At 69.8% G+C, this 20,496-nt stretch carries 16 protein-coding genes; 6 read left to right on the forward strand and 10 right to left on the reverse strand.

From position 1 onward, the window contains the following. The first annotated feature begins 231 nt into the window (after nt 1-231). Nucleotides 232-1,065 carry an ATP-binding cassette domain-containing protein gene (locus QTI51_RS34000; RefSeq protein ID WP_116910257.1) on the forward strand — a complete coding sequence of 278 codons (834 nt, stop codon included), beginning with the start codon at nt 232-234 and terminating at the stop codon, nt 1,063-1,065. A 1-nt stretch (nt 1,066) separates the two neighbouring features. Then, nucleotides 1,067-2,257 carry an ROK family transcriptional regulator gene (locus QTI51_RS34005; protein ID WP_116910256.1) on the forward strand — a complete coding sequence of 397 codons (1,191 nt, stop codon included), beginning with the start codon at nt 1,067-1,069 and terminating at the stop codon, nt 2,255-2,257. Here QTI51_RS34005 and QTI51_RS34010 read toward each other — a convergent pair whose 3' ends face one another. After that, complete coding sequence (locus QTI51_RS34010) at nt 2,258-3,631, reverse strand: helix-turn-helix domain-containing protein (RefSeq protein WP_116910255.1); 1,374 nt, start codon at nt 3,629-3,631, stop codon at nt 2,258-2,260. Nucleotides 3,632-3,763: 132 nt separating this feature from the next. On the opposite strand from QTI51_RS34010, the gene QTI51_RS34015 reads away from it, so the two are divergent. Further along, the gene (locus tag QTI51_RS34015) at nt 3,764-5,896 is read left to right on the forward strand and encodes a PQQ-dependent dehydrogenase, methanol/ethanol family (RefSeq protein WP_116910254.1); all 2,133 of its coding nucleotides are present in this window, start codon (nt 3,764-3,766) and stop codon (nt 5,894-5,896) included. A 43-nt stretch (nt 5,897-5,939) separates the two neighbouring features. On the opposite strand, the gene QTI51_RS34020 is transcribed toward QTI51_RS34015, so the two are convergent. From QTI51_RS34020 to QTI51_RS34030, 3 genes are all read right to left on the reverse strand, one after another. Next, nucleotides 5,940-8,420, reverse strand: a complete 2,481-nt coding sequence (locus QTI51_RS34020; RefSeq protein ID WP_116910253.1) for a hypothetical protein — start codon at nt 8,418-8,420, stop codon at nt 5,940-5,942. Further along, nucleotides 8,417-9,226 (reverse strand): hypothetical protein, encoded by an 810-nt coding sequence (locus QTI51_RS34025; RefSeq protein ID WP_132748851.1) that lies wholly within the window; start codon nt 9,224-9,226, stop codon nt 8,417-8,419. The genes QTI51_RS34020 and QTI51_RS34025 overlap by 4 nt, the downstream gene beginning before the upstream one ends. Before the next feature lie 145 nt (nt 9,227-9,371). Beyond that, the gene (locus tag QTI51_RS34030; RefSeq protein WP_116910251.1) at nt 9,372-10,346 is read right to left on the reverse strand and encodes a tripartite tricarboxylate transporter substrate-binding protein; all 975 of its coding nucleotides are present in this window, start codon (nt 10,344-10,346) and stop codon (nt 9,372-9,374) included. Between the two features lie 323 nt (nt 10,347-10,669). On the opposite strand from QTI51_RS34030, the gene QTI51_RS34035 reads away from it, so the two are divergent. Then, on the forward strand, nt 10,670-11,239 hold the full coding sequence (locus QTI51_RS34035) for a type 1 glutamine amidotransferase domain-containing protein (RefSeq protein ID WP_116910491.1): 570 nt from the start codon (nt 10,670-10,672) through the stop codon (nt 11,237-11,239). On the opposite strand, the gene QTI51_RS34040 is transcribed toward QTI51_RS34035, so the two are convergent. Then, nucleotides 11,184-12,479, reverse strand: coding sequence for a citrate synthase (locus tag QTI51_RS34040; RefSeq protein ID WP_116910492.1), 1,296 nt, complete (start codon nt 12,477-12,479; stop codon nt 11,184-11,186). The two genes, QTI51_RS34035 and QTI51_RS34040, sit on opposite strands and share 56 nt — an antisense overlap. Nucleotides 12,480-12,558: 79 nt before the next feature. Here QTI51_RS34040 and QTI51_RS34045 point away from each other — a divergent pair, with 79 nt between their 5' ends. Continuing rightward, the gene (locus tag QTI51_RS34045; protein ID WP_116910250.1) at nt 12,559-13,683 is read left to right on the forward strand and encodes a citrate synthase/methylcitrate synthase; all 1,125 of its coding nucleotides are present in this window, start codon (nt 12,559-12,561) and stop codon (nt 13,681-13,683) included. An 88-nt stretch (nt 13,684-13,771) separates the two neighbouring features. Further along, a complete protein-coding gene (locus tag QTI51_RS34050) occupies nt 13,772-14,833 on the forward strand; it encodes a hypothetical protein (protein WP_116910249.1) in 1,062 nt (353 codons plus the stop codon). A 9-nt stretch (nt 14,834-14,842) separates the two neighbouring features. Here the strand turns inward: QTI51_RS34050 and QTI51_RS34055 are convergent, their stop codons facing one another. The 5 genes from QTI51_RS34055 to QTI51_RS34075 form a co-directional block, all read right to left on the reverse strand. Next, a complete protein-coding gene (locus tag QTI51_RS34055) occupies nt 14,843-16,090 on the reverse strand; it encodes a phenylacetate--CoA ligase family protein (RefSeq protein WP_116910248.1) in 1,248 nt (415 codons plus the stop codon). Nucleotides 16,091-16,139: 49 nt separating this feature from the next. Continuing rightward, nucleotides 16,140-16,952, reverse strand: a complete 813-nt coding sequence (locus QTI51_RS34060; RefSeq protein ID WP_116910247.1) for an ABC transporter ATP-binding protein — start codon at nt 16,950-16,952, stop codon at nt 16,140-16,142. Nucleotides 16,953-17,084: 132 nt separating this feature from the next. Next, entirely contained in the window at nt 17,085-18,404 is a 1,320-nt protein-coding gene (locus QTI51_RS34065; protein ID WP_116910246.1) for an ABC transporter substrate-binding protein, read from the reverse strand. Between the two features lie 81 nt (nt 18,405-18,485). Beyond that, entirely contained in the window at nt 18,486-19,550 is a 1,065-nt protein-coding gene (locus QTI51_RS34070) for a branched-chain amino acid ABC transporter permease (RefSeq protein WP_116910245.1), read from the reverse strand. A gap of 12 nt (nt 19,551-19,562) precedes the next feature. Beyond that, on the reverse strand, nt 19,563-20,492 hold the full coding sequence (locus QTI51_RS34075; protein WP_116910244.1) for a branched-chain amino acid ABC transporter permease: 930 nt from the start codon (nt 20,490-20,492) through the stop codon (nt 19,563-19,565). Nucleotides 20,493-20,496: the final 4 nt, after the last annotated feature.

The following is a 20,496-nucleotide window of genomic DNA, read 5'->3' on the forward strand; positions in this document are numbered from 1 at the left end:
TAATCTCGTTCATGGGGCTTCTCCTTCCAAAGGTTTCAGATTGACTTCGCACATCAATCTTGGTACTCGATACCGTGACCAGGAAGCGAGAAGTCCCTTTGCATTCATTTCTCGAAAAGAGGCACCGCATCGGCGCGAGCCCTCAGGGCCGTCGTTGATCGGCCGCGCCCCGAACGCAAGCACGACCCAAAGCCAAAGCAGCACAAAAGTCATTGCACGAAGGAAACTGACATGACGGCAATGGACAAATCCAGCCCCTTGGTGGAACTCAAGGACATCCGCAAGTCCTTCGGTGGCGTCAAGGCTGTGGATGGGGTGAGCATCAACCTGTATCCCGGCGAAGTGGTCGCGCTGCTGGGCCACAACGGCGCGGGCAAGTCGACGCTCATGAAGATGCTCGCGGGTGCGTACCCGATCGATTCGGGCGACACCCTGATCGCGGGCGAGAAGGTCAACATCCGCACGCCGGCCGAGGCGCAGGCGCAAGGCATCGAGACCATCTACCAGACGCTGGCGCTGGCCGACAACCTCGACTCGGTGGCCAACCTGTTCCTGGGCCGCGAGAAGATGACCGCCTGGAACACGCTGGACGATCACTTCATGGAGATACAGGCGCGCAAGGTGTTCCAGCGCCTGAACAAGAACTTCACCAACATCCGCATTCCCGTGCGGCGCCTGTCGGGCGGGCAGCGGCAGGTGGTGGCCATTTCGCGGGCGCTGTACTTCAACGCGCGCATCCTCATCATGGACGAGCCCTGCGCCGCGCTAGGCCCCGAGGAAACCGCCATGGTCGGGCGGCTGGTGAAGCAGCTGAAGGACGACGGCGTCGGCATTTTCCTCATCACCCACGACATGCCCGACGTGTTCTCGCTGAGCGACCGGCTCGCCGTGATGAAGAACGGCAAGCTCGTGGGCACCTACCGCACCGCCGACGTGACCGAGGACGAGGTGCTCGGCATGATCATCGCGGGCAAGCGGCCCGAAGGCAGGGAACAAGCACCGCATGCAGCGACCGCTGCCCTCGCTTCAGCCGCCTCCGGCGCCGCAAGGACCACGGCGGCCTGACGTGACCACCATCGGCGACCAGCAGCTGCTGAAGCGCATGAACCGCAGCGTGCTGCTGCGGCTGCTGCGCGCGCAGCCCGGCCTGTCGCGCGCGCGGCTGGCCACCGAAAGCGGCCTCACCAAGTCGACCGTGAGCCTGCTGGCGCGCGAGCTCATCGACGAAGGCTGGCTCAGCGAGGCCGACACCGCCGTGGCCGACGGGCTGGGGCGGCCGTCGACGCCGCTGCAGATCAACGTGGGCGTGCGCGCGCTGATGGGCGTGGAGATCGCGGTGGAAACCGTGCGCCTGGTGTGCGTGTCGCTGCAGGGCGAGGTGCTGTACTCGAACACCCACGCGCTGACCGACAGCGCGCCCGCCGGCGTGTGCGCGCAGGTGGCGCGCATGGCGGCCATCGGCCACGCGATGCTGCAGCGGCTCGGGCTGCAGCTGTCGAGCATCGGCGTGTGCGTGCCCGGCGCGGTGGACGACTGCACCGGCGTGGTCCGCTTCGCGCCCAACCTCGGCTGGCGCAACGTGAGCCTGCTGCCCGCGCTGGAAAAAGCCTTCGGCGCCGTCGGCCTGCCGGGCGTGACGGTGCAGCTGCAGAACGATGCGGATGCGGCGGCGCTGGGCGAGTACGAGTTCGCCGCTGGAGAGCGTCGCGCGGGCCAGCCGGACGCACAGGGGCAGGACGGCGAAGACCCGCTCATCTTCGTGAACTGCGACGTCGGCGTGGGCGCGGGCGTGGTGCTGAACGACCGGCTCTTCACCGGCGCGCAGGGCATGGCCGGCGAAATCGGCCACACCATCCTCGAACTCGACGGGCCGCGGTGCTCGTGCGGGCGGCGCGGCTGCGCCGAGGCCTTCTTCGGCTCGCGCGTGCTGGAGCGCCAGGGCGCCGACCTGCAGCGCGCCGCCGCGTTCTTCGGCGTGCTGCTGCAGAACCTGTGGGTCACCTTCAATCCGCGCGCGATCGTGCTCGGCGGCAAGGCGTGCGCGGACCATCCGGGCTTTGCGCAGGCGGCCTTCGAAAGCGTGAAGCGGCACGCCGACGGTGCCGGCATGCCGCCGCCGGACCTGCGCACCGCACGCTACGGGGCACTGGCGCCCGCGGTGGGCGCGGCGGCGCTGGCGCTGCACGAGTACCTGCGGCCGCTGCAGCCCGATGCCAAGGCGCGCCGGGCGCGTGCGCTGGCGCGCGCGGTGGCCTGATCAGCTGCAGGGGGAGGAAGAGGGCAACGCGGCGCCTTGCTCGGCGTCTTCCGAAGAGGGCAACGCGGCGCCTTGCTCGGCGTCTTCCGCAGCCCCTTCCCGCCAGCCACGCATGCGGCGGTACAGCGTGCCGCGCGACACGTTGAGCTGCCGCGCCGCCTGCGACACATTGCCGCCGTGCGCGGCGAGCGTGTCCTCGATCAGCTTGCGGCTGTGCTCGCGCAGCGTTTCCGCATGCGGCGCGGGTTCGTCGTTGTCGGTGACGCGCGAGACGGTATCGGCATCGAGGGCCATCGCCTGCGCGCCATGTGCAGCATGCGACCCATTCGGACCATGCGCGCCGTGTACGCCATGCGAGATGCCGCTCGATGCCTCCCCCGGCATCGCCACCCCATGGCGAAAGTCCGCGCCGTCCGGCCCCTTCAGGTGCGCCTGCACCCACACGCCCAGCCCGCTCGCCAGCCGCAGCGGTTGCGCGGCCTCGCGCCGTCCCAGCCGCAGCAGGCTCGCCATGTCGTGCCCCAGCAGGCACTCGACGTCGCGTTCATCCGCCGCCTCGGGCAGCCGCCCAAGCAGCCGCGCGCCGGCGTTGTTGAGCCAGGCGATGGTGCCGTCGGGCGCAATGCCGGCCAGCGCTTCCAGCGGCGTGCCCAGCAACGTGGGGCTGGCCTGGAAGCGCAGGATCAGGTGGTCGCGCGACTGCGCCTGCAGCAGCCGGTTCTCGATGGTGGTGGCATACAGCGCCACCATCGACGCCGCGTCGAAGCCGAAGCGCCGCGCCTCGGCCGTGAGGTCGAGCACGCCGGCCAGCTCGCCGCTCACGTCGCGGATGGGCGCGGCCGCGCACTGCATGTGGCGCAGCACGTCGAAGTAGTGCTCCGCGCCATCGACCGTGCAGGCCTGCCCGGTGCTGGCCACGATGCCCGGCGCCGTGGTGCCGACGATGCGCTCCGAAATGTTCACGCCCACGCGCGCCGTCTTGCACAGCACCGGCTGGTGCGCGGCGGGCGGCTGGTCGGTGACGTGCACCACCACGCCTTCGCTGTCGGTGAGGATCACGCGGCAGTCGGTGCCCGCGAGCATGTTCTCCATCTGCGCGAGCTCCTTGCGCGCCACCTCGAGCAGCTCGCGGTTGCGCGCCAGCGTGGCGTGCAGCCGGCTCGGTGTGACGGGGTCGAAGGGCACCAGCCGCTGGCGGTCGGCATGCGTGCGGGTGCAGCGCAGCCACGACTGGATCACCGCCTCGCCGACCAGGCCCGACGGGCGCACGCCTTCTTCGAAGAACTGCTGCCGCGCGAGCGCCACGCGCTGCGCGGGCGTGCTGGCGAAGAGCTGGCGCGGCGCATCCGCGGTGCCGATTCTGTCGAGTGCCATGGGGTCGTCGTCTCCCGGTTCGGGGCCAGCGCTGAATGTGTTCCGCAATGGAACATCGCCGGACTGGGGAAATCCCGGGGGTGAAGGCGAAGCCCCGGCGGACCATCCTTGCGGCACACAAGGAGACCTGCGATGACCACAACACACTCCGGGCTGCGGATGCTCGCCGGCGCATTGCTGTGCCTGGGCGGCACGGCCCTGGTCGCCATGCCGGGCGCGGCACAGACGGCGCAGACTGCGCAGGAGCGCGCCGCGAGCGCCACGAAGCGCGTCGACGGCGGCTTCATCCGCGCCAACGCGGCGCAGAAAACCCCCGACTGGCCCAGCGTGGGGCTCGACTACTCGGAGTCGCGCTTCAGCAAGCTCGACCAGGTGAACGCGGGCAACGTGAAGGACCTGGGGCTGGTCTGGTCGTACAACCTGGAGTCCACGCGCGGCGTGGAGGCCACGCCGCTGGTGGTGGACGGCATCATGTACGTCACCGCCTCGTGGAGCGTGGTGCACGCCATCGACACGCGCACCGGGCAGAAGCTGTGGACCTTCGATCCGCAGGTCGATAAATCGAAAGGCTACAGGGGCTGCTGCGACGTGGTGAACCGCGGCGTGGCAATTTACGAAGGCAAGGTCTACGTGGCGGCGTACGACGGCCGCCTCATCGCGCTCGACGCGGCCACCGGCCAGGCCGTGTGGGAGAAGAACACGCTCGAAGGGCAGAAGGGCAGCTACACCATCACCGGCGCGCCGCGCGTGTTCAAGGGCAAGGTCATCATCGGCAACGGCGGCGCCGAGTACGGCGTGCGCGGCTTCGTGACCGCCTACGACGCGAAGACCGGCGACCAGAAGTGGCGCTGGTTCGTGGTGCCGGGCGACCCGGCCAAGCCCTTCGAGGACGCCTCGATGGCGCGCGCCGCCAAGACCTGGGACCCGTCGGGCAAGTACTGGGAGGCCGGCGGCGGCGGCACCGCGTGGGACAGCTTCGCCTTCGACCCCGAGCTCAACCTGATGTACGTGGGCACCGGCAACGGCTCGCCGTGGTCGCACAAGGCGCGCAGCCCCGGCGGCGGCGACAACCTCTACCTGGGCTCGGTGGTGGCGCTGGACCCCGACACCGGCAAGTACAAGTGGCACTACCAGGAGACGCCCGGCGACAACTGGGACTACACCTCCACGCAGTCGATGATCCTGGCCAACGTGAAGCTCGACGGCAAGCCGCGCAAGGTGCTGCTGCACGCGCCGAAGAACGGCTTCTTCTTCGTCATCGACCGCACCAACGGCAAGTTCATCTCGGCGAAGAACTTCACCGAGGTGAACTGGGCCACCGGCTACGACAAGAACGGCCGGCCCAACGTGGTGGCCTCGGCGCGCGACGGCACCAGGCCCAACGACGCCATTCCGGGCCCGTTCGGCGCGCACAACTGGCACCCGATGTCGTTCAACCCGCAGACCGGCCTGGCCTACCTGCCGTCGCAGCACGTGCCGATCAACCTGATGGACGACAAGGACTGGAAGTTCAACGAAGACGTGCCCGGCCGCCCGCATGCCGGCCTGGGCTGGAACCTGGGCAAGTTCGCCAACGTGGAGCCGCCCAAGAGCAAGCCCTCGGGCCGGCTGGTGGCCTGGGACCCGGTGACGCAGAAGGAAGCCTGGGGCGTGGACTACGTGTCGCCCTGGAACGGCGGCACGCTCACCACCGCCGGCAACCTGGTGTTCCAGGGCACGGCCGACGGCCGGCTGCTGGCCTACAACGCCAAGACCGGCGACAAGCTCTGGGAGTCGCCCACCGGCACCGGCGTGGTGGCCGCGCCCTCCACCTACATGGTGGACGGCAAGCAGTACGTGTCGGTGGCCGTGGGCTGGGGCGGCGTGTACGGCCTGGCGCAGCGCGCCACCGAAAAGCAGGGCCCGGGCACGGTCTACACCTTTGCCGTGGGCGGCACCGCCAAGATGCCGGAGTTCGTGCAGTACCGCATGGACAAGCTGGTGCAGGGCGTGAAGTACGACCCCGCCAAGGTGCAGGCCGGCACCATGCTGTACGTGAGCAACTGCGTGTTCTGCCACGGCGTGCCGGGCGTGGACCGCGGCGGCAACATTCCCAACCTGGGCTACCTGGACGCGGCCTACATCGAGAACCTGGACAAGTTCATCCTGAAGGGCCCGGCCATGGCGCGCGGCATGCCCGACTTCACGGGCAAGCTGTCGGGCGACGACATCGAGAGCATCAAGGCGTTCATCCAGGGCACGGCGGACGCGATCAGGCCGAAGTAGCCTGCTGGCGGGCGAGCGTCATGGGCGCTCGCGGTGTGTCCTGCTATCGCCCGCCGTACCAGTACTGCGTGCTGGCCGCCCAGGTCGACTTCGGGTAGTTCGCGTGCAGGGCCTGCAGGCCCTTGCGCGACCAGTCGCCCACCGCCTTGTCCTGGCAGGTGTAGCGCGCCATCTTCACGGCCACCGACAGCGCCTGCGGCACCAGCGGGTCGGCGCGGTCGCGCTGCATCAGCGCCAGGCTTTCCTGCGTGAAGTACACCGAGTCCTGCGGCACCGTGCGCAGCCTGGCGACCAGCGCCGCCTGCTGCGCGCGTTCTTGCTGCGGCAGGAACGCGGGCATGTCGAAGTCGGCCTGCCCCGCGGCTTGCGACCCCGTGGTCGGCACGCCGAGCGTGTTGCACCACTTGCCGTAGCTGCCGACGGTCGCGCCGCGGTCGTAGGTGCGTACCAGCCCGGGCTTGAGCGGCGTGGGCCGGATGTCCCAGCCGGCGTCGGGCCAGTGCGGCGGCTGCAGCGTCTCGGTGGTGCTGGCCATGCGCTCCAGCAGCAGGCGGTGCCAGGCGGCCTTGTCCGTCGTCGCCAACGCGATCGAGCGGCGCATGCCGGCGATGGGGTCGGGGCCCGGACCTGAACGCCCGGCCGCCGCCGGCGCCTGAGCGGGAGGCTTCTGCGCGGACGCGATGCGCAGCTCGGCCGCGCGGCGGGCCGCGGCGTAGTCCTCGGCCAGCACGGCGCGCGTCCATGCGGTTTCCAGCAGCGTGTCGCGCAGCGCGGGCGCCAGCGCCGGGTCGGCGGCCAGGCGCAGCCACATGGCCAGCGGCGCGCGCGTGTTCAAGAAGCGCGCCACGTCGTCGTCGAAGGCACTGGCCAGCGGCACCGCGCTCGGCCTGGCCTCTTGCGACTCGGGGTCGCTGCGCGCCACCACCGGGCGGATCGCCAGGCGGCGCCATTCTTCTTCCGACGCGGCCGTGGGCAGCAGCAGCGCCTTCACGAGGTTCTGGCCCGAGAGGCTGTGGGCGATCAGCGGTGAATCCAACGACGGCGCGACGAGCTCGCGCGCCGCCTTGAAGCGGCCCTGCGCGAACAGGCGCTGCGCCCGCAGTTGCGTGGCGGCGAAGCGCGCGGGGTGGTCCGCGGGCACGGCCGCCAGCGCGGCCTGCAGCTGCGCCTCGCGCGGGTCGTCGGCCGCGGCGCTCACCGGCACCAGGCTCGCCGCGGCCATCAGCCAGGCGAGTTCGTGGGTGCGCTGGTAGCTGCTCCAGCTGACGGTTTCGCGCCACGTCGCTTGCGAGCCGAGCCCGCCCGACGGCCCGTCGAAGCCGCGCACCGTGCTGAGCCACTGCACCAGGTCCGACTTCTGTTCCGGCCCCACGTACGCGCAACCGGCGATGGCGCAGGTGCGGAACTCGTGGTTCAGCAGCAGCAGCCTGGCCGCGGCTTCCTCGGGTGTGCCCGGCGTCTTCAGGCTGTCGGCCAGGCGCTGCAGCCGCGTGCCCGGCGTGAGGTAGCGAATGCGCAGCGCCTCGGCCAGCCGGTGCACCGACGCGTGCAGCGGCTGCACGCGCGGGTTCTTCAACAGCGGCAGCGCGATGGCGTCCACCGCCTTGGTGAGCGCGGCCTGCTGGCGGAGCGCCTCGGGGCTTTCCTTGCCGGGGCCGTCGCCCTCCGAGAACGAGGGCTCGCTGCCGGGGTTCTGGCGGGCCAGCACGCGCAGGCGCATGTACGCCGCGAGGTCGCGCCAGGGGCTGGCCTTGCTGGCTGCGCTGTCTGCAATTTCGGTGAAGGCGGTGTCCGCGCCGGCCAGGTCATCGGCGTAGAAGCGCTGCGCGGCCAGCTGGTAGGCGTGGTCATCCTTCAGCCACGCGGGCGCGCGGGCGGGCAGCTCGGGCGCCGGGGTGGCGGCGGCCTTCTCGTTGCAGGTGTCGAACACGCTGTCCTGCATCTGCAGCCAGTGCAGCACGAAGGGCGCGGCGGCCTTGTCGCCGGCGGCCAGCGCCAGGCGCTGGGCGAGCGTCTTCGTCGCGTTGCGGAAGGCGTCGCCGTAGAAGCAGTTGGGGCTGGCTTGCAGGCTGTCGGCGTTCCACTGCGGGGCTTGCTGCGACGGCGGCGTGGCAGGCTTTGCCGTCTCCGCCAATGGACGGCCCAGCTTCGCGTAGGCGCTGCCGCGGGCCTCGCGCCATGCGGTCCAGGCGGTGTCGGTGTCGTCCATGCCGTTGTCCTCGCGCGGCAGCTTTTCCAGCAGGTCGGAAAAGACGCGCATCGCCTCCGGCGAAAGCGCCTGGCCGTGCAGGCGCCAGTACCAGAGCACCTGGTAGGGCACGAGGTAGTCGGTGTAGTAGCCGGCGGGCCGTTCGACGAACTCGCGCACCGGCTGGTCGGGCCGGGCGGTGGCGAAGAACAGGTCGACGGGGTCGCCGCCGCCGCTGGCGTGCGCGGTGGCGGCCATCAGCGATGCGGCCAGTGAGGCCGCCAGCGCGAGCCACCTGAAGCCGGCGCGCGTCGCACGCGGAATGGAGTGAATCATTGTTTTGCGTCCCTGGATTTGTTGGTGTCGGTGGTGTTGTTCGGGTCGTCCGTGTTTTCGGTACGGAGCTTCTGCAAGTCTTCGTTCTTCCACGCGCCCGTGTGGAACACGTAGCGCCGCTTCACGTTCTTCAACGCGGGCCAGGGCTCGCCGAGCAGCAGCCCGGCAGCATCGCGACAGGCCGCCACCGGCGCCTCGCCCGTGGCGGCCAGCCGCTGGCGAATGCGCGCAGATTCGGCCCCCATGCGGAAGTACATCGGCACCACCTCGTCGAGCAGGCCGGCCGGCAACCAAGGGTCGCCCACGCACCACGAGGCCAGCGCCGTGGCCGAGAGCCGCACGCGCGCGCGCATCGGCTGCAGGCGCTGCAGCAGCGCGACGTAGGCCTCGCGCTGGCTGCGGCGCGCCTCGAAGTCCAGCTGCACCCACCCCGAGCGGCTGTGCGCCGCCGCATGGTCCAGCGCGGCGCCGATCGCCTGCTGCTGCGCCTCGTCGACGGGCGAGGGTGCGAGGTTGTCGAGCGAGACGTGCACCACCGGAATCAAGGTGACGCCCGGGGCAATGCGCAGCGGCCACTGGCGCCAGGCCGTGCGGCTCTGCGTGCCGCTCAGGCGCACCGTGGCGTGCAGGTAGGCGATGCCCGTGCCCGCGGGCGGCGAGGTGAAGAGCTGGGGGCGGTCCCACACCCAAAGCAGTGTTCGAGCGGGTTGCGAGGCCTGCGGCGGCAGCGCTTGCTGCGCTTGCTCCGCCATGGCCGCAGCTCCGGCCAGCAAGGCCAGCACAGGCAGGGTGCCGCGAAGACGCATGAAAGAGGGGAGGGTGGCGTGCAGGAAAGCCCGGCGAGCATAAACAAAATCGCCGGCAAAAATGCCAGCAAAAAAGCCGCCTGGCCCCGGGGGGCGCAAGCGGCTTCGCGCGGCCTCGCGGCCGTGGATGCGGAAGGCGGCTGCGTCAGTCGGCGTACACGCCCGCGGCCTTGATGATCGGGCCCCACTTGGCGATCTCGGCGGAGACGAACTTCTTGTGTTCCGCCGGCTGGGTGCGGCTGTCGGTGGTAATCACGGCGCCCAGCGCCTCTTCACGCTTGATGAAGCCCGGGTCCTTCATGGCCGCGGTGATGGCGTCGTTGAGCTTCTTCAGCACCGGCGCGGGCGTGCCCTTGGGCGCGTACACGCCGTGCCAGATCGAGACCTCGAAGCCCTTCACGCCCGACTCGTCCAGCGTGGGCAGGTCTTTCAGCGCGGGCGTGGTCAGGCGCTTGGCGGTGGTGACGGCATAGGCCTTCACCTTCTTGGCCTCGATCTGCGAGGTGGTGTTGGTGGTCTGGTCGCACAGCAGGTCGATCTGGCCGCCCAGCAGGTCGGCGATGGCCGGGGCCGTGCCCTTGTAGGGAACGGGCGTCATCTCGACCTTCAGCGCGCTCTGGAACAGCAGGCCGCACAGGTGCGACGCGGCGCCCAGGCCGGCGTTGCCCAGGTTGATCTTGCCCTTGTTGGCCGCGATCCAGGCGGTCAGTTCCTTGTAGTTGTTGGCCGGCAGCGTGGGCTTGCCGATGAGCGTCATCGGCACTTCGTTGACCATGCCCAGGTACTCGAAGTCGGTTTCCACGTTGAAGGGCAGCTTGCGGTACAGCGCCGGCATGGTGGACATGCCGATGTGGTTCAGCAGCAGCGTGTAGCCGTCGGGGTTGGCGCGCGCCACCTTGGCCGTGCCGATGGAACTGCCCGCGCCCGCGGTGTTGTCCACCACGATGGTCGTGCCCAGCGTCTTCTGCATGGCTTCGGCCAGGTCGCGCGCCACGCGGTCGGTCGGGCCGCCGGCCGCGAAAGGCACCACCAGCGTGACGGTCTTGCCCGCCGGAAAGTCCTGGGCGTGGGCACCGACGGCTGCGGCGGCAATCGCCGCGAGGGCGAACAGTTTCTTCATGTCGTCTCCGAGAGGGGGTAAAAATGGCCGCGATCTTAAGGGCTGACTGGAGCCTGACCTATACCCAATAGCCCTTAGGCGAGCGGCGGGATTCGCGCGGCGGCCCGGGCCCGCGCGGGGCGCGAAAGAACCGCTGACCGAGCGGTTTTTCGCTCGGGCCGTGGCACTTCTTGCGCACCCGTCTGCCCGTCGTTCAGCCCGTCGGTCTGCCCGTCGACTTGTCCGACAAACGGACCCGACGCAGGACGATGCGGCCGTGCCGCGCAGCCCTTAGGGTGGGTCTTCATTGCCCGTTTTTCTGCAACCCCATGGAGATCCCACACATGCCCACCACCTCCTCTTGCCTTGACGGAATGAAGGTCGCCATCCTCGTGGCCGACGGCTTCGAGCAGGTCGAGCTGACCGAGCCGCGCAAGGCGCTGGACGGCGCCGGCGCGCACACGCAGATCGTTTCGCCGGCCGACGGCCGCGTTCGCGGCTGGAAGCACCACGACCCGGCCGACAGCTTCGAGGTCGACGTGCCGCTGAAGAGCGCCAACCCCGACGACTTCGATGCACTGCTGCTGCCCGGCGGCGTGGTCAACCCCGACACGCTGCGCATCGACGAGAAGGCTGTCGCCTTCGTGCGTGCCTTCGTGGAAGCGGGCAAGCCCATTGCGGCGATCTGCCACGGGCCGTGGACGCTCATCGACGCGGGCGGCGTCAAGGGCCGCAAGCTGACCTCGTGGCCCTCACTGCGCGCCGACCTGCAGAACGCGGGCGCGCAGTGGAGCGACGCCGAGGTGGTGGTCGATCACACCCTGGTGACCAGCCGCAAGCCCGACGACCTGCCGGCCTTCAACCGCGAGATGACGAAGCTCTTCGAAGTGGCGCACGAGGCGGAGCTGCACTGACCGCTGGAGCCGCAGGGCCCAGTGCCGCCGGTCCCGTGTAGCGGGCGCGCGGCCGTATCAGCTGGCCCGCCGCCTGCTGTTCCAGCACATGGGCGGTCCAGCCGACCGTGCGCGCGAGCGCGAACAGCGTGAGCGGCGCGCCGGCCGGCAGCTTGTGCACGGCCGCGAGGGCGGCCAGCGCGAAGTCGATGTTCACGGCCTCGCCCAGCAGCCGTTCGCCCACATCGCGCAACTCGGCGAACGACGCGGGCAGTTCGATGTTCGCCAGCAGCGCGTTGCAGCGCACGTCGCCGTTGGCGTACAGCGGATGCCCGAAGGCGGCGAGCGGCCGGTCGTGCGCCAGCCATTCGCGCACCGCGGCCTCGGTGCCGATGGCCGTGGCGTTGCGCATCAGGGCCTGCACCGCGGCGGCGGCGCCGCCATGCAGCGGGCCCGTCAACGTCGAAAGACCCGTGAGCAGGCACGCCGCCACCGAGGCGCCCGTTGATGCCGTCACGCGCGCCGCGAAGGTCGATGCGTTGAGCTCGTGGTCGGCCAGCAGCACCAGCGCGCGGCGCAGGTCGTCGGCGGCGCGCGGGCGGCGCCATGCCGACGCGATGCGAAGGTGCATTGGCATTGGCATCGGCAGCGGCAGCGGCAGCGGTGTGGTGCGAGAGGGCGCGGGGCCGAGCAGCGCATCGGCCAGCGTGCCGATCACCTCCGCGGCTTCCGCCTGCAGCACGGCGCGTGAGCGGCCGCGCGTGGGCAGGTCGGTGGCGGCGCGCGATGCCAGCGCGACCAGCCCGGCCTGCAGCGGCAGCGTGTTTTTCGGTGCCGATGCGGTTGCCAGTGCCGGTGCCGATGCCTTGATGTGCGCGCGCGAAACGAAGCCCGGCGCCGCGCTGTCCCACAGCACCCCCGCGGCTTCTTCGAGCGTGGCGTGCGCGGCCAGTTCGCACGCGTCCTGCCCGCGGTACAGCAACCGGCCCTCGGCCACCGTCGACACGCCCGAGGCCAGCACCGGCTCGCCCCACTGGATGGCTTCGCTCGCCACCGTCTCGCTGCTGCGCCGGCCGCGCGTGCGCGCCGCGACGCGCTGCACGTCGTCGCGGTGGTAGAGGCTGCGGCGCGGGTCGGCGGCGTCGGGCTTGGCGCGGATGCGCCCGCGGCTCACGCTGGCATAGAGCGTTTGCGGGCGCACCTGCATCAGCGCGAGGGCGTCGGCGGCGGGCAGCCACAGCGGTGCTTGGGTCGATGTCATGTTGACAGAATAGATCAAGATTGACGTCAATGTCCGTGTGGCCAGAATCGGGTTCATCGTGAACACAGGAGCAAAGACGATGAACGACGACGATGGCAGCCTCGAAGGCGTGGTGGCTGCGCGCACGGTGCTGTCCGAGGTGGACGGCGAGGCCGGGCGGCTGGTGATTCGCGGGCACGAGCTCGACGAGATCGCGCAGCGCTGGCGCTACGAAGACGTGGTGGCGCTGCTGTTCGAGGGCTTCTTCGACACACTGCCGCCGCAAGACGGCCTGCGCGCCGCCATCGGCCGCGCGCGCCGCGAAGCCTTCGAGCGGCTGCAGCCCAACGACGACGCGGTGTTGCGCCGCATGCCGCCCATCGAGGCGGTGCGCGCGCTGATGGCGCGCCTGCCCGATGGCGACGACCTGCCCACCGCCCTGCGCCTGCTGGCCGCGCCCGCGGTCTACACCGCCGCGGTCATGCGCTGGCGGCTGGGGGTGCAGGCGCTGCCGCCCGACGAGTCGCTGCCGCACGCGGCCGACATGCTGCGCATGCTGCACGGCCGCGCGCCCACGCCGGTGCAGGCCGCGGCGCTCGACACCTACCTCGTCACCGTGTGCGACCACGGCCTGAACGCCTCGACCTTTGCCGCGCGCGTGGTGGCCTCGACCGGCGCGGGGCTCGCCTCGGCCGTGCTGGCCGGCATCAGCGCGCTCAAGGGCCCGCTGCACGGCGGCGCGCCGGGCCCGGTGCTCGATGCGCTCGACGCCATCGGCACCGCCGCCAACGCGCGCGCCTGGCTCGAGGAGGCGGTGGCCGGCGGCCAGCGGCTGATGGGCTTCGGCCACCGCATCTACCGCGTGCGCGATCCGCGCGCCGATGCGCTGAAGGGCGCGCTGCGCAAGCTCGGGGCCGAGGGCAGCGTGAACGCGGCGCGCTTCGAGCTCGCCGAAGCCGCCGAGCAGGCCGCGCTCGCCATCCTGCGCGAGAAGAAGCCCGGCCGCGCGCTGGAAACCAACGTGGAGTTCTACACCGCGCTGCTGCTGGAGGCGCTGGGCTTCGGCCGCGAGAGCTTCACCTGCGTGTTCGCCGCGGGCCGTGTCGGCGGCTGGCTGGCGCATGCGCGCGAGCAGGTGAAGAAGGGGCGGCTGATTCGCCCGCAGTCGGTGTACGTCGGCCCCGCGCCCCGAAAGACGGAGGGCGAAGCCGCACTCGCGCACTGAACCTACACGGCGCGCGCGCCGTCATCCGATACCCTCGCTGGGTTCGCGTGCCCCTGCGGCACGCCTGATTCAAAGCGAAAGTATTCCTATGTCGGCGACCCCTTCCTACGTGCGCGCACTGCGCCTGCCCCGCGACTTCGCGCTCATCGCGGTGGGGCTGGACGCGGCGATGTTCGTCATCAACATGGCCTTGCTGCTGGTGCCGTCCAGGCCGGAGTCCGAGCAGCTGCGCAGCGCCTACGCCACGCCCGACGTGTGGGTGACGCTGCTCATCGGCATGGTCATGTCGTGGACGCTGGTTTCCACGCTGGCGTGGAGCCACGGCCGCAGCGCGCTCGAACGCATGGGCATGGCCCGCGTGGCGCTGGCGCACGACGCGCGGCTGCGCTTCGGCGGCGTGTGGGTGCTGGTGATGGTGCTGAACTACTACGCGCTGACGCCGCTGTTCTACGAGCTGCAGGTGATGTTCATGCCGGGCGGCCGCTTCGAGGATGCCTTCGCGTACTCGCCGCGCGTGTACATGGGCGTGGCGATGCTGCTGCAGTCGCTGGTGCAGCTGGTGGTGCTCGTGCTGGGCGTGTGGCTGGCGGCGTGGATCGCGCTGGCGAAGAGCCGGGTGGCGAACGCGAGCGTGCCGCGCATGGAGGCGCTCGATGCCGGGGAGGCTGTCGCCGTCGATGCGCCCGAGGCCCTCGGCGTGCCACCGCGCCGCGCCGTCGCCCTGGTGGTCGCCGCCATGTTTTCCGCGCTGCAGCTCTGGGGCAGCCTGGCCGCGGCCCGCTGGGCCTTTCCGGCACCGGGCTTGAGCGTCGTGGTGCTGCTGCTGACCTGGGGTCTGCCGCTGGTGGTGGGCTTCGCGCTGGCCTGGTGGGGTGCATGGCTGGGCACCCGGCCGGGAACATTTCCCGCGCTGCCCGCGGTGCGCCCGTTCAGGGCCGTGGCCGCGGGCGTGCTGTCGTTCGCGCTGGTGCAGGTGGGCTGCATCGTCATCGCGCTGGCATGGCTGTTCCTAGCGGCGAAGGCGTCGTTCAGCTTCTACAGCGGCGGCGGCATCGTCGGCTTCGTGCTGGCGCTGGTGCTGGTCTACATGGCGCTGGTGATGACGCTGGCGCGCTCCGTCACGCGCCGGCTCTACAAGAACAGCCTGTAGCCGCTGCTGCTACTTGTAGCTGCGCGCGTCCTCGATCACCTTGCCGTCGTTGGGCAGGCTGCCCGGCGCCACCTGCTCGATGGTGGCGCGCAGCTTGGTCACCTCGCGCGCCGCGTCGGCAATGCGCGCGTCCAGCCCTTCGGGGGCGCTCGCGCATTCGATCTTCAGCGTCATGCGGTCGTCGCCCATCTCGCCCGACACCACCAGCCGCGCGCGCTGCACTTCCGGAAAGCGCCGCACCACGTCGGCCACCTGCGAGGGGTGCACGAACATGCCGCGCACCTTGGTGGTCTGGTCGGCGCGGCCGAGCCAGCCCTTGATGCGCTTGTTGGTGCGGCCCGTGGGGCAGGTGCCCGCCAGCACCGCGGAAAGGTCGCCCGTGCCGAAGCGCACCAGCGGGTAGTCGGGGTTGAAGGTGGTCACCACCACCTCGCCGACCTCGCCGTCGGGCACCGGGTCGCCGGTGCCGGGCCGCACGATCTCTACCAGCACGCCCTCGTCGATCACCAGCCCTTCGCGCGCCGTGGTTTCGTAGGCGATGAGGCCCAGGTCGGCGGTGGCGTAGCACTGCGTGCCCTGCACGCCGTGCGCGGCAATCCAGTCGTGCAGGCTGGGCGGAAAAGCCTCGCCCGACACCAGCGCCTTGGTGAGCGAGGGCAGCTTCAGCCCTTTCTCCTCGGCCTTCTCCAGCAGTATCTTCAGGAAGCTCGGCGTGCCGGCATAGCCTTCGGGCTTGAGGTCGACCATGGCCTCGAGCTGCTGTTCGGTCTGGCCGGTGCCGCCCGCGAACACGGTGCAGCCCATGGCGCGCGCGCCGCTTTCCATGATCGAGCCCGCGGGCGTCATGTGGTAGCTGAAGCTGTTGTGAATGAGCTCGCCGTTCCTGAAGCCCGCGGCGTGCAGCGCACGCGCGGTGCGCCAGTAGTCGCGCGCCTCGCCCTCGGGCTCGTAGATGGTGCCGGGGCTGGCGAACACGCGCGGCATGCGCGCGCCGCGCCCGATCGAAGAGAAGCCGCCGAACGGATCGTCCTCGCGCCTGGCCTTCTGCAGTTCGAGCAATTCCGACTTGCGCGTGACCGGCAGCCTGGCGAGCGCTTCGCGCGTCGTGACGTCCGCGGGCTTCACGCCGTCGAGGATCTTCGTGAACGCGGGTGCGGCGGTCTGGGCCTGCGCGACCTGCCGGGGCAGTGCGGCGAGCAGGTCGCGTTCGCGTTCGGCGGGGTCACGGATTTCTAGGTTGTCGTAGTGGTCGGTCATGTCCGTACCCTTGGTCTTTCAGTTCGGTCTTGCGACGCGGGTGCACCCATCAAGCCAGCCACCTCTTGCGCCGCTTGTAGCTCTTCACGTCGCGAAAGCTCTTGCGGTCCGCGCCGCCGACGCCGAGGTAGAACTCCTTCACGTCCTCGTTCTCGCGCAGGCTCCTGGCCTCGCCGTCCATCACGATGCGGCCGTTTTCCAGGATGTAGCCATAGTCCGCGTAGCGCAGCGCCATGTTGGTGTTCTGCTCGGCCAGCAGGAAGGTCACGCGCTCCTTGGTGTTCAGGTCTTTCACGATCTCGAACACCTCTTCGACGATCTGCGGCGCCAGGCCCATCGACGGTTCGTCGAGCAGCACCATGGTCGGGTTGGCCATCAGCGCGCGGCCGATGGCGCACATCTGCTGCTCGCCGCCCGAGGTGTAGGCCGCCTGCGAGGCGCGCCGCGTCTTCAGCCGCGGAAAGTACGCGTAGACCTTCTCCAGCGTCTGCTGCACCGCGGCCTTGCCGTCGGTGCGCGTGTAGGCGCCGGTCATCAGGTTTTCCTCGATGGTCAGGTGGGCGAAGCAGTGGCGGCCTTCCATCACCTGGATCAGCCCGCGCCGCACCAGCTCGGCCGGCGACAGCGCCTCGATGCGCTCGCCGCGCAGCTCGATGGTGCCCTTGGTGACCGCGCCGCGCTCGCCCGCCAGCAGGTTGCTCACCGCGCGCAGCGTGGTCGTCTTGCCCGCGCCGTTGCCGCCGAGCAGCGCCACGATGCCGCCGTCGGGCACCGAGAGCGACACGCCCTTCAGCACGAGGATCACGTGGTTGTAGATCACCTCGATGCCGTTGACGTTGAGAAGGATGTTGGGTTCGCTCATGGTGATGTCCGAAGCATGTGGAAGGCGGCCGTGGTCGTGTGCGTGGTCGTGCGCATGCCCCGCCTTTCAGATGCCGGCTCGCGACGGAGCCGACGGGGAGGGCCGCGCCGCGCGCAGCCCCCGTGCGGTGCCTTACGAGCAGGCGCGCGGCTTGACGTTCTTGTCCTTCGCGTACTTGGCCGCGTATTCCTTCACCAGCGGGTCGATGTGGGTCTTGTCCGATTGGTACCAGTCCGACTTGATCTCCCACTTGCCGCCGTCCCACTGCACGATGCGCGCCCAGTCGTCGCCCATGTGGTTGCTGCACGAGGTCTTCACCGGCCGCATGACTTCGCCGAAGCCCAGCGCCTTGAGCTTGTCGGCCGTGAGGTTCAGGTTCTCGAAGCCCCAGCGCACCTGCTCGGGCGACAGCGGCTTGCCCTTGCCGTACTTCTCTTGCGCGGTGCGGATTGCCTCGACCTGCAGCATCGAGATCATCATGCCGCGGGTGTGCGCGATGGAGCCGATGCCGTCGGCCGGGCCGGTGCCCTGGCCCTTGTCGTACACCAGCTTCTTCAGGTCGTCGTGCACCTTGTCCTTGGCCGCGCTGTTGTGCAGCGTGATGGCGTTGTAGCCCTTGGCGCCGGCGCCGATGTCCTTCACGTCATGGTCCGATCCGGCCCACCACACCGCGTAGATCTTCTCGCGCGGGTAGCCGCTGGCCTGCGCCTCGCGAATGCCGGCGGGCGTCATCACGCCGGCCGACCAGAACAGCACGTAGTCGGGCTTCTGCTGGCGAATCTGCAGCCAGGTCGACTTCTGCTCCACGCCGGGCGGCGTGACCGGGAACAGCGAGAGCTCGAAGCCCTCGGCCGCGGCGCGCTTCTGCAGCAGCGGAATCGGTTCCTTGCCGTAGGGCGAGTCGTGGTAGACCAGCGCGATCTTCTTGCCCTTGAGGTTGCCCTTCTCCTTCTTCGCAATGTCCTGGATCATCACGTCGGCCGCGGTCCAGTAGGTGCCCAGCAGCGGAAAGTTCCACTCGAACACCGTGCCGTCGGCCGACTGCGACAGGCCGTAGCCCGGGGTCTCGACGACCACCTTGTCGACGAAGGCCTTGTCGGTCACCGCGAAGGTGATGCCGGTGGACTGCGTGTCGAAGCCCGAGGCGCCCGAGCCCTTGGCCTTCAGGCGCTCGTAGCACTCCACGCCCTTGGCCGCGTCGTAGGCGGTTTCGCATTCTTCGTACGTGAGCTTCACGCCGTTGACGCCGCCGTCGCGCGCGTTCACCAGCTTCAGGTAGTCCTGCTTGCCGTCGGCCCATGGAATGCCCAGCGGTGCGAACTGGCCGGTGCGGTAGACCAGCAGCGGCACGAACTGCTCGGCCGGCTGGGCCTGCGCGAGCGAGCCCGCGACGGCCATCGAAAGCCCCGCAGCGGCAAGTGCCGCGGTGCGTGCGAGTTTCCTGAATTGCATGGCTTGTCTCCTTTTATTGAGCACGTGAGTGCGTGGTGAAACGGGATGCGGTAACCGGATGCGGTAGCTGGATGCCGGGGGTCAGTGCGGGAAGGGCCACAGCCGCAGCTTCTGCCGCGCGGTGGACCACAGCCGCGCCAGGCCGTGCGGCTCGACGATCAGGAAGAACACGATGAGCGCGCCGAAGATCATGTGTTCCAGGTGCGACGCGGTGGCCGTCGAAATCGACAGCCCCAGCCAGTGCGGCACGTAGTTCAGCAGCAGCGGCAGCAGCACGATGAAGGCCGCGCCGAAGAAGCTGCCGGCAATGGAGCCCAGCCCGCCGATGATGATCATGAACAGCAGCTGCAGCGACTTGTCGATGCCGAAGGCCGCGGGCTCCCACGCGCCCAGGTGCACGAAGCCCCAGAGCGCGCCGGCCACGCCCACGATGAAGCTGCTCACCGCGAAGGCCGTGAGCTTGGCGTACACCGGGCGAATGCCGATCACCGAGGCGGCCACGTCCATGTCGCGCATGGCCATCCATTCGCGCCCGATGGCGCCGCGCACCAGGTTCTTGGCCAGCAGCGCGAACACCACCACCAGGCTCAGGCACAGCAGGTACTTCTGCGTGGGCGTGTTGAACTCGTAGCCCAGCATCTGCAGCGAGTTGACGCTCACCGAGCCCGAGGACGAATCGTTGGTGACCCACTTCACGCGGTTGGTGAACCAGTCCATGAAGAACTGCGCGGCCAGCGTGGCCACCGCCAGGTACAGCCCGCGGATGCGCAGGCTCGGTATGCCGAACAGCACCCCCACCACCGTGGCCGCCAGCCCGCCGCCGATGAGCGCCACCAGCAGCGGCATGCCCTCGATGCGCACCTGCAGGTTGTAGGCCGCGTAGGCGCCCACCGCCATGAAGGCGCCGGTGCCCAGCGAGATCTGCCCGCAGTAGCCCACCAGCACGTTCAGCCCGATGGCGGCCAGCGCCAGGATGAGGAAGGGAATGAGCACCGCGCGAAAGCTGTAGTCGCTGGCCAGCAGCGGCACCGCCACGAAGGCAATGGCCGCCAGCGCCAGCATGGCCCAGCGGTCTTGCGCCACCGGGAACAGCGCAAGGTCGGCGCGGTAGCTGCTCTTGAATTGGCCGTTTTCTCTGTAGAACATCTTTGTGTGCCTTTAGACGCGGTCGATGATCTTGTCGCCGAACAGGCCCTGCGGCCTGACCAGCAGCACCGCCAGCGCGAGCACGTAGGCAAACCAGTTCTCGATGCCGCCGCCCAGGAACGGGCCCAGGTAGATCTCCGACACCTTCTCGCCCGTGCCGATGATCAGCCCGCCCAGGATGGCGCCGGGCACCGAGGTCAGGCCGCCCAGGATCACCACCGGAAACGCCTTCAGCGCCACCAGCGAGATGGAAAACTGCACGCCCAGCTTGCTGCCCCAGATCATTCCCGCTACCAGCGCGACGATGCCGCCGATGGACCACACGATGACCCAGATGCGCGCCAGCGGAATGCCGATCGACTGCGCGGCCTGGTGGTCGTCGGCCACCGCGCGCAGGGCGCGGCCGGTGCCGGTCTTCTGGAAGAACAGCGTCAGCGCCACCACCAGCGCGGCGGCGATCACGGCGGCGTAGAGGTCTTCCTTGCTCAGCAGCAGGCCGCCTTCGAACACGTTCTCAAGCACCAGCAGCGGGTCCTTGGGCATGCCGATGTCGATCTTGTAGGTGGCGCTGCCGAAGATCAGCTGGCCCGCGCCGTCGAGCACGTACGAGATGCCCAGCGTGGCCATGAGCAGCGTGATGCCCTCCTGGTTGACCAGCCGGCGCAGCGCGAGCCGCTCGATGAGCCAGGCCACCGCCACCATGCACGCCGCCGCGGCGATGAAGCCGAGCACGGCGCCCAGCACCACGCTCTGGAAGCCCAGCCACTTCGGTATCCATTCGGCGAAGCGCGCCATCGCGAGCGCGGCGAACAGCACCATCGCGCCCTGCGCGAAGTTGAAGACGCCCGAGGCCTTGAAGATCAGCACGAAGCCCAGCGCCACCAGCGCGTAGAGCATGCCGGCCATCAAGCCGCCGAAAATCGTTTCGAGAAAGAAACCCATGGGG

This window comes from Variovorax sp. J22G73, assembly GCF_030317035.1.
Taxonomy (GTDB): Bacteria; Pseudomonadota; Gammaproteobacteria; order Burkholderiales; family Burkholderiaceae_C; genus Variovorax.

Bases quoted from the DNA above. Each gene is read 5' to 3' on its own strand.
- QTI51_RS34050 (WP_116910249.1), top strand. From the start codon at position 13,772: ATGTCGGCGACCCCTTCCTACGTGCGCGCACTGCGCCTGCCCCGCGAC.
- QTI51_RS34020 (WP_116910253.1), bottom strand. From the start codon at position 8,420: ATGATTCACTCCATTCCGCGTGCGACGCGCGCCGGCTTCAGGTGGCTC.
- QTI51_RS34055 (WP_116910248.1), bottom strand. From the start codon at position 16,090: ATGACCGACCACTACGACAACCTAGAAATCCGTGACCCCGCCGAACGC.
- QTI51_RS34000 (WP_116910257.1), top strand. From the start codon at position 232: ATGACGGCAATGGACAAATCCAGCCCCTTGGTGGAACTCAAGGACATC.
- QTI51_RS34035 (WP_116910491.1), top strand. From the start codon at position 10,670: ATGCCCACCACCTCCTCTTGCCTTGACGGAATGAAGGTCGCCATCCTC.
- QTI51_RS34030 (WP_116910251.1), bottom strand. From the start codon at position 10,346: ATGAAGAAACTGTTCGCCCTCGCGGCGATTGCCGCCGCAGCCGTCGGT.
- QTI51_RS34010 (WP_116910255.1), bottom strand. From the start codon at position 3,631: ATGGCACTCGACAGAATCGGCACCGCGGATGCGCCGCGCCAGCTCTTC.
- QTI51_RS34065 (WP_116910246.1), bottom strand. From the start codon at position 18,404: ATGCAATTCAGGAAACTCGCACGCACCGCGGCACTTGCCGCTGCGGGG.
- QTI51_RS34040 (WP_116910492.1), bottom strand. From the start codon at position 12,479: ATGACATCGACCCAAGCACCGCTGTGGCTGCCCGCCGCCGACGCCCTC.
- QTI51_RS34025 (WP_132748851.1), bottom strand. From the start codon at position 9,226: ATGCGTCTTCGCGGCACCCTGCCTGTGCTGGCCTTGCTGGCCGGAGCT.
- QTI51_RS34070 (WP_116910245.1), bottom strand. From the start codon at position 19,550: ATGTTCTACAGAGAAAACGGCCAATTCAAGAGCAGCTACCGCGCCGAC.
- QTI51_RS34015 (WP_116910254.1), top strand. From the start codon at position 3,764: ATGACCACAACACACTCCGGGCTGCGGATGCTCGCCGGCGCATTGCTG.
- QTI51_RS34045 (WP_116910250.1), top strand. From the start codon at position 12,559: ATGAACGACGACGATGGCAGCCTCGAAGGCGTGGTGGCTGCGCGCACG.
- QTI51_RS34060 (WP_116910247.1), bottom strand. From the start codon at position 16,952: ATGAGCGAACCCAACATCCTTCTCAACGTCAACGGCATCGAGGTGATC.
- QTI51_RS34075 (WP_116910244.1), bottom strand. From the start codon at position 20,492: ATGGGTTTCTTTCTCGAAACGATTTTCGGCGGCTTGATGGCCGGCATG.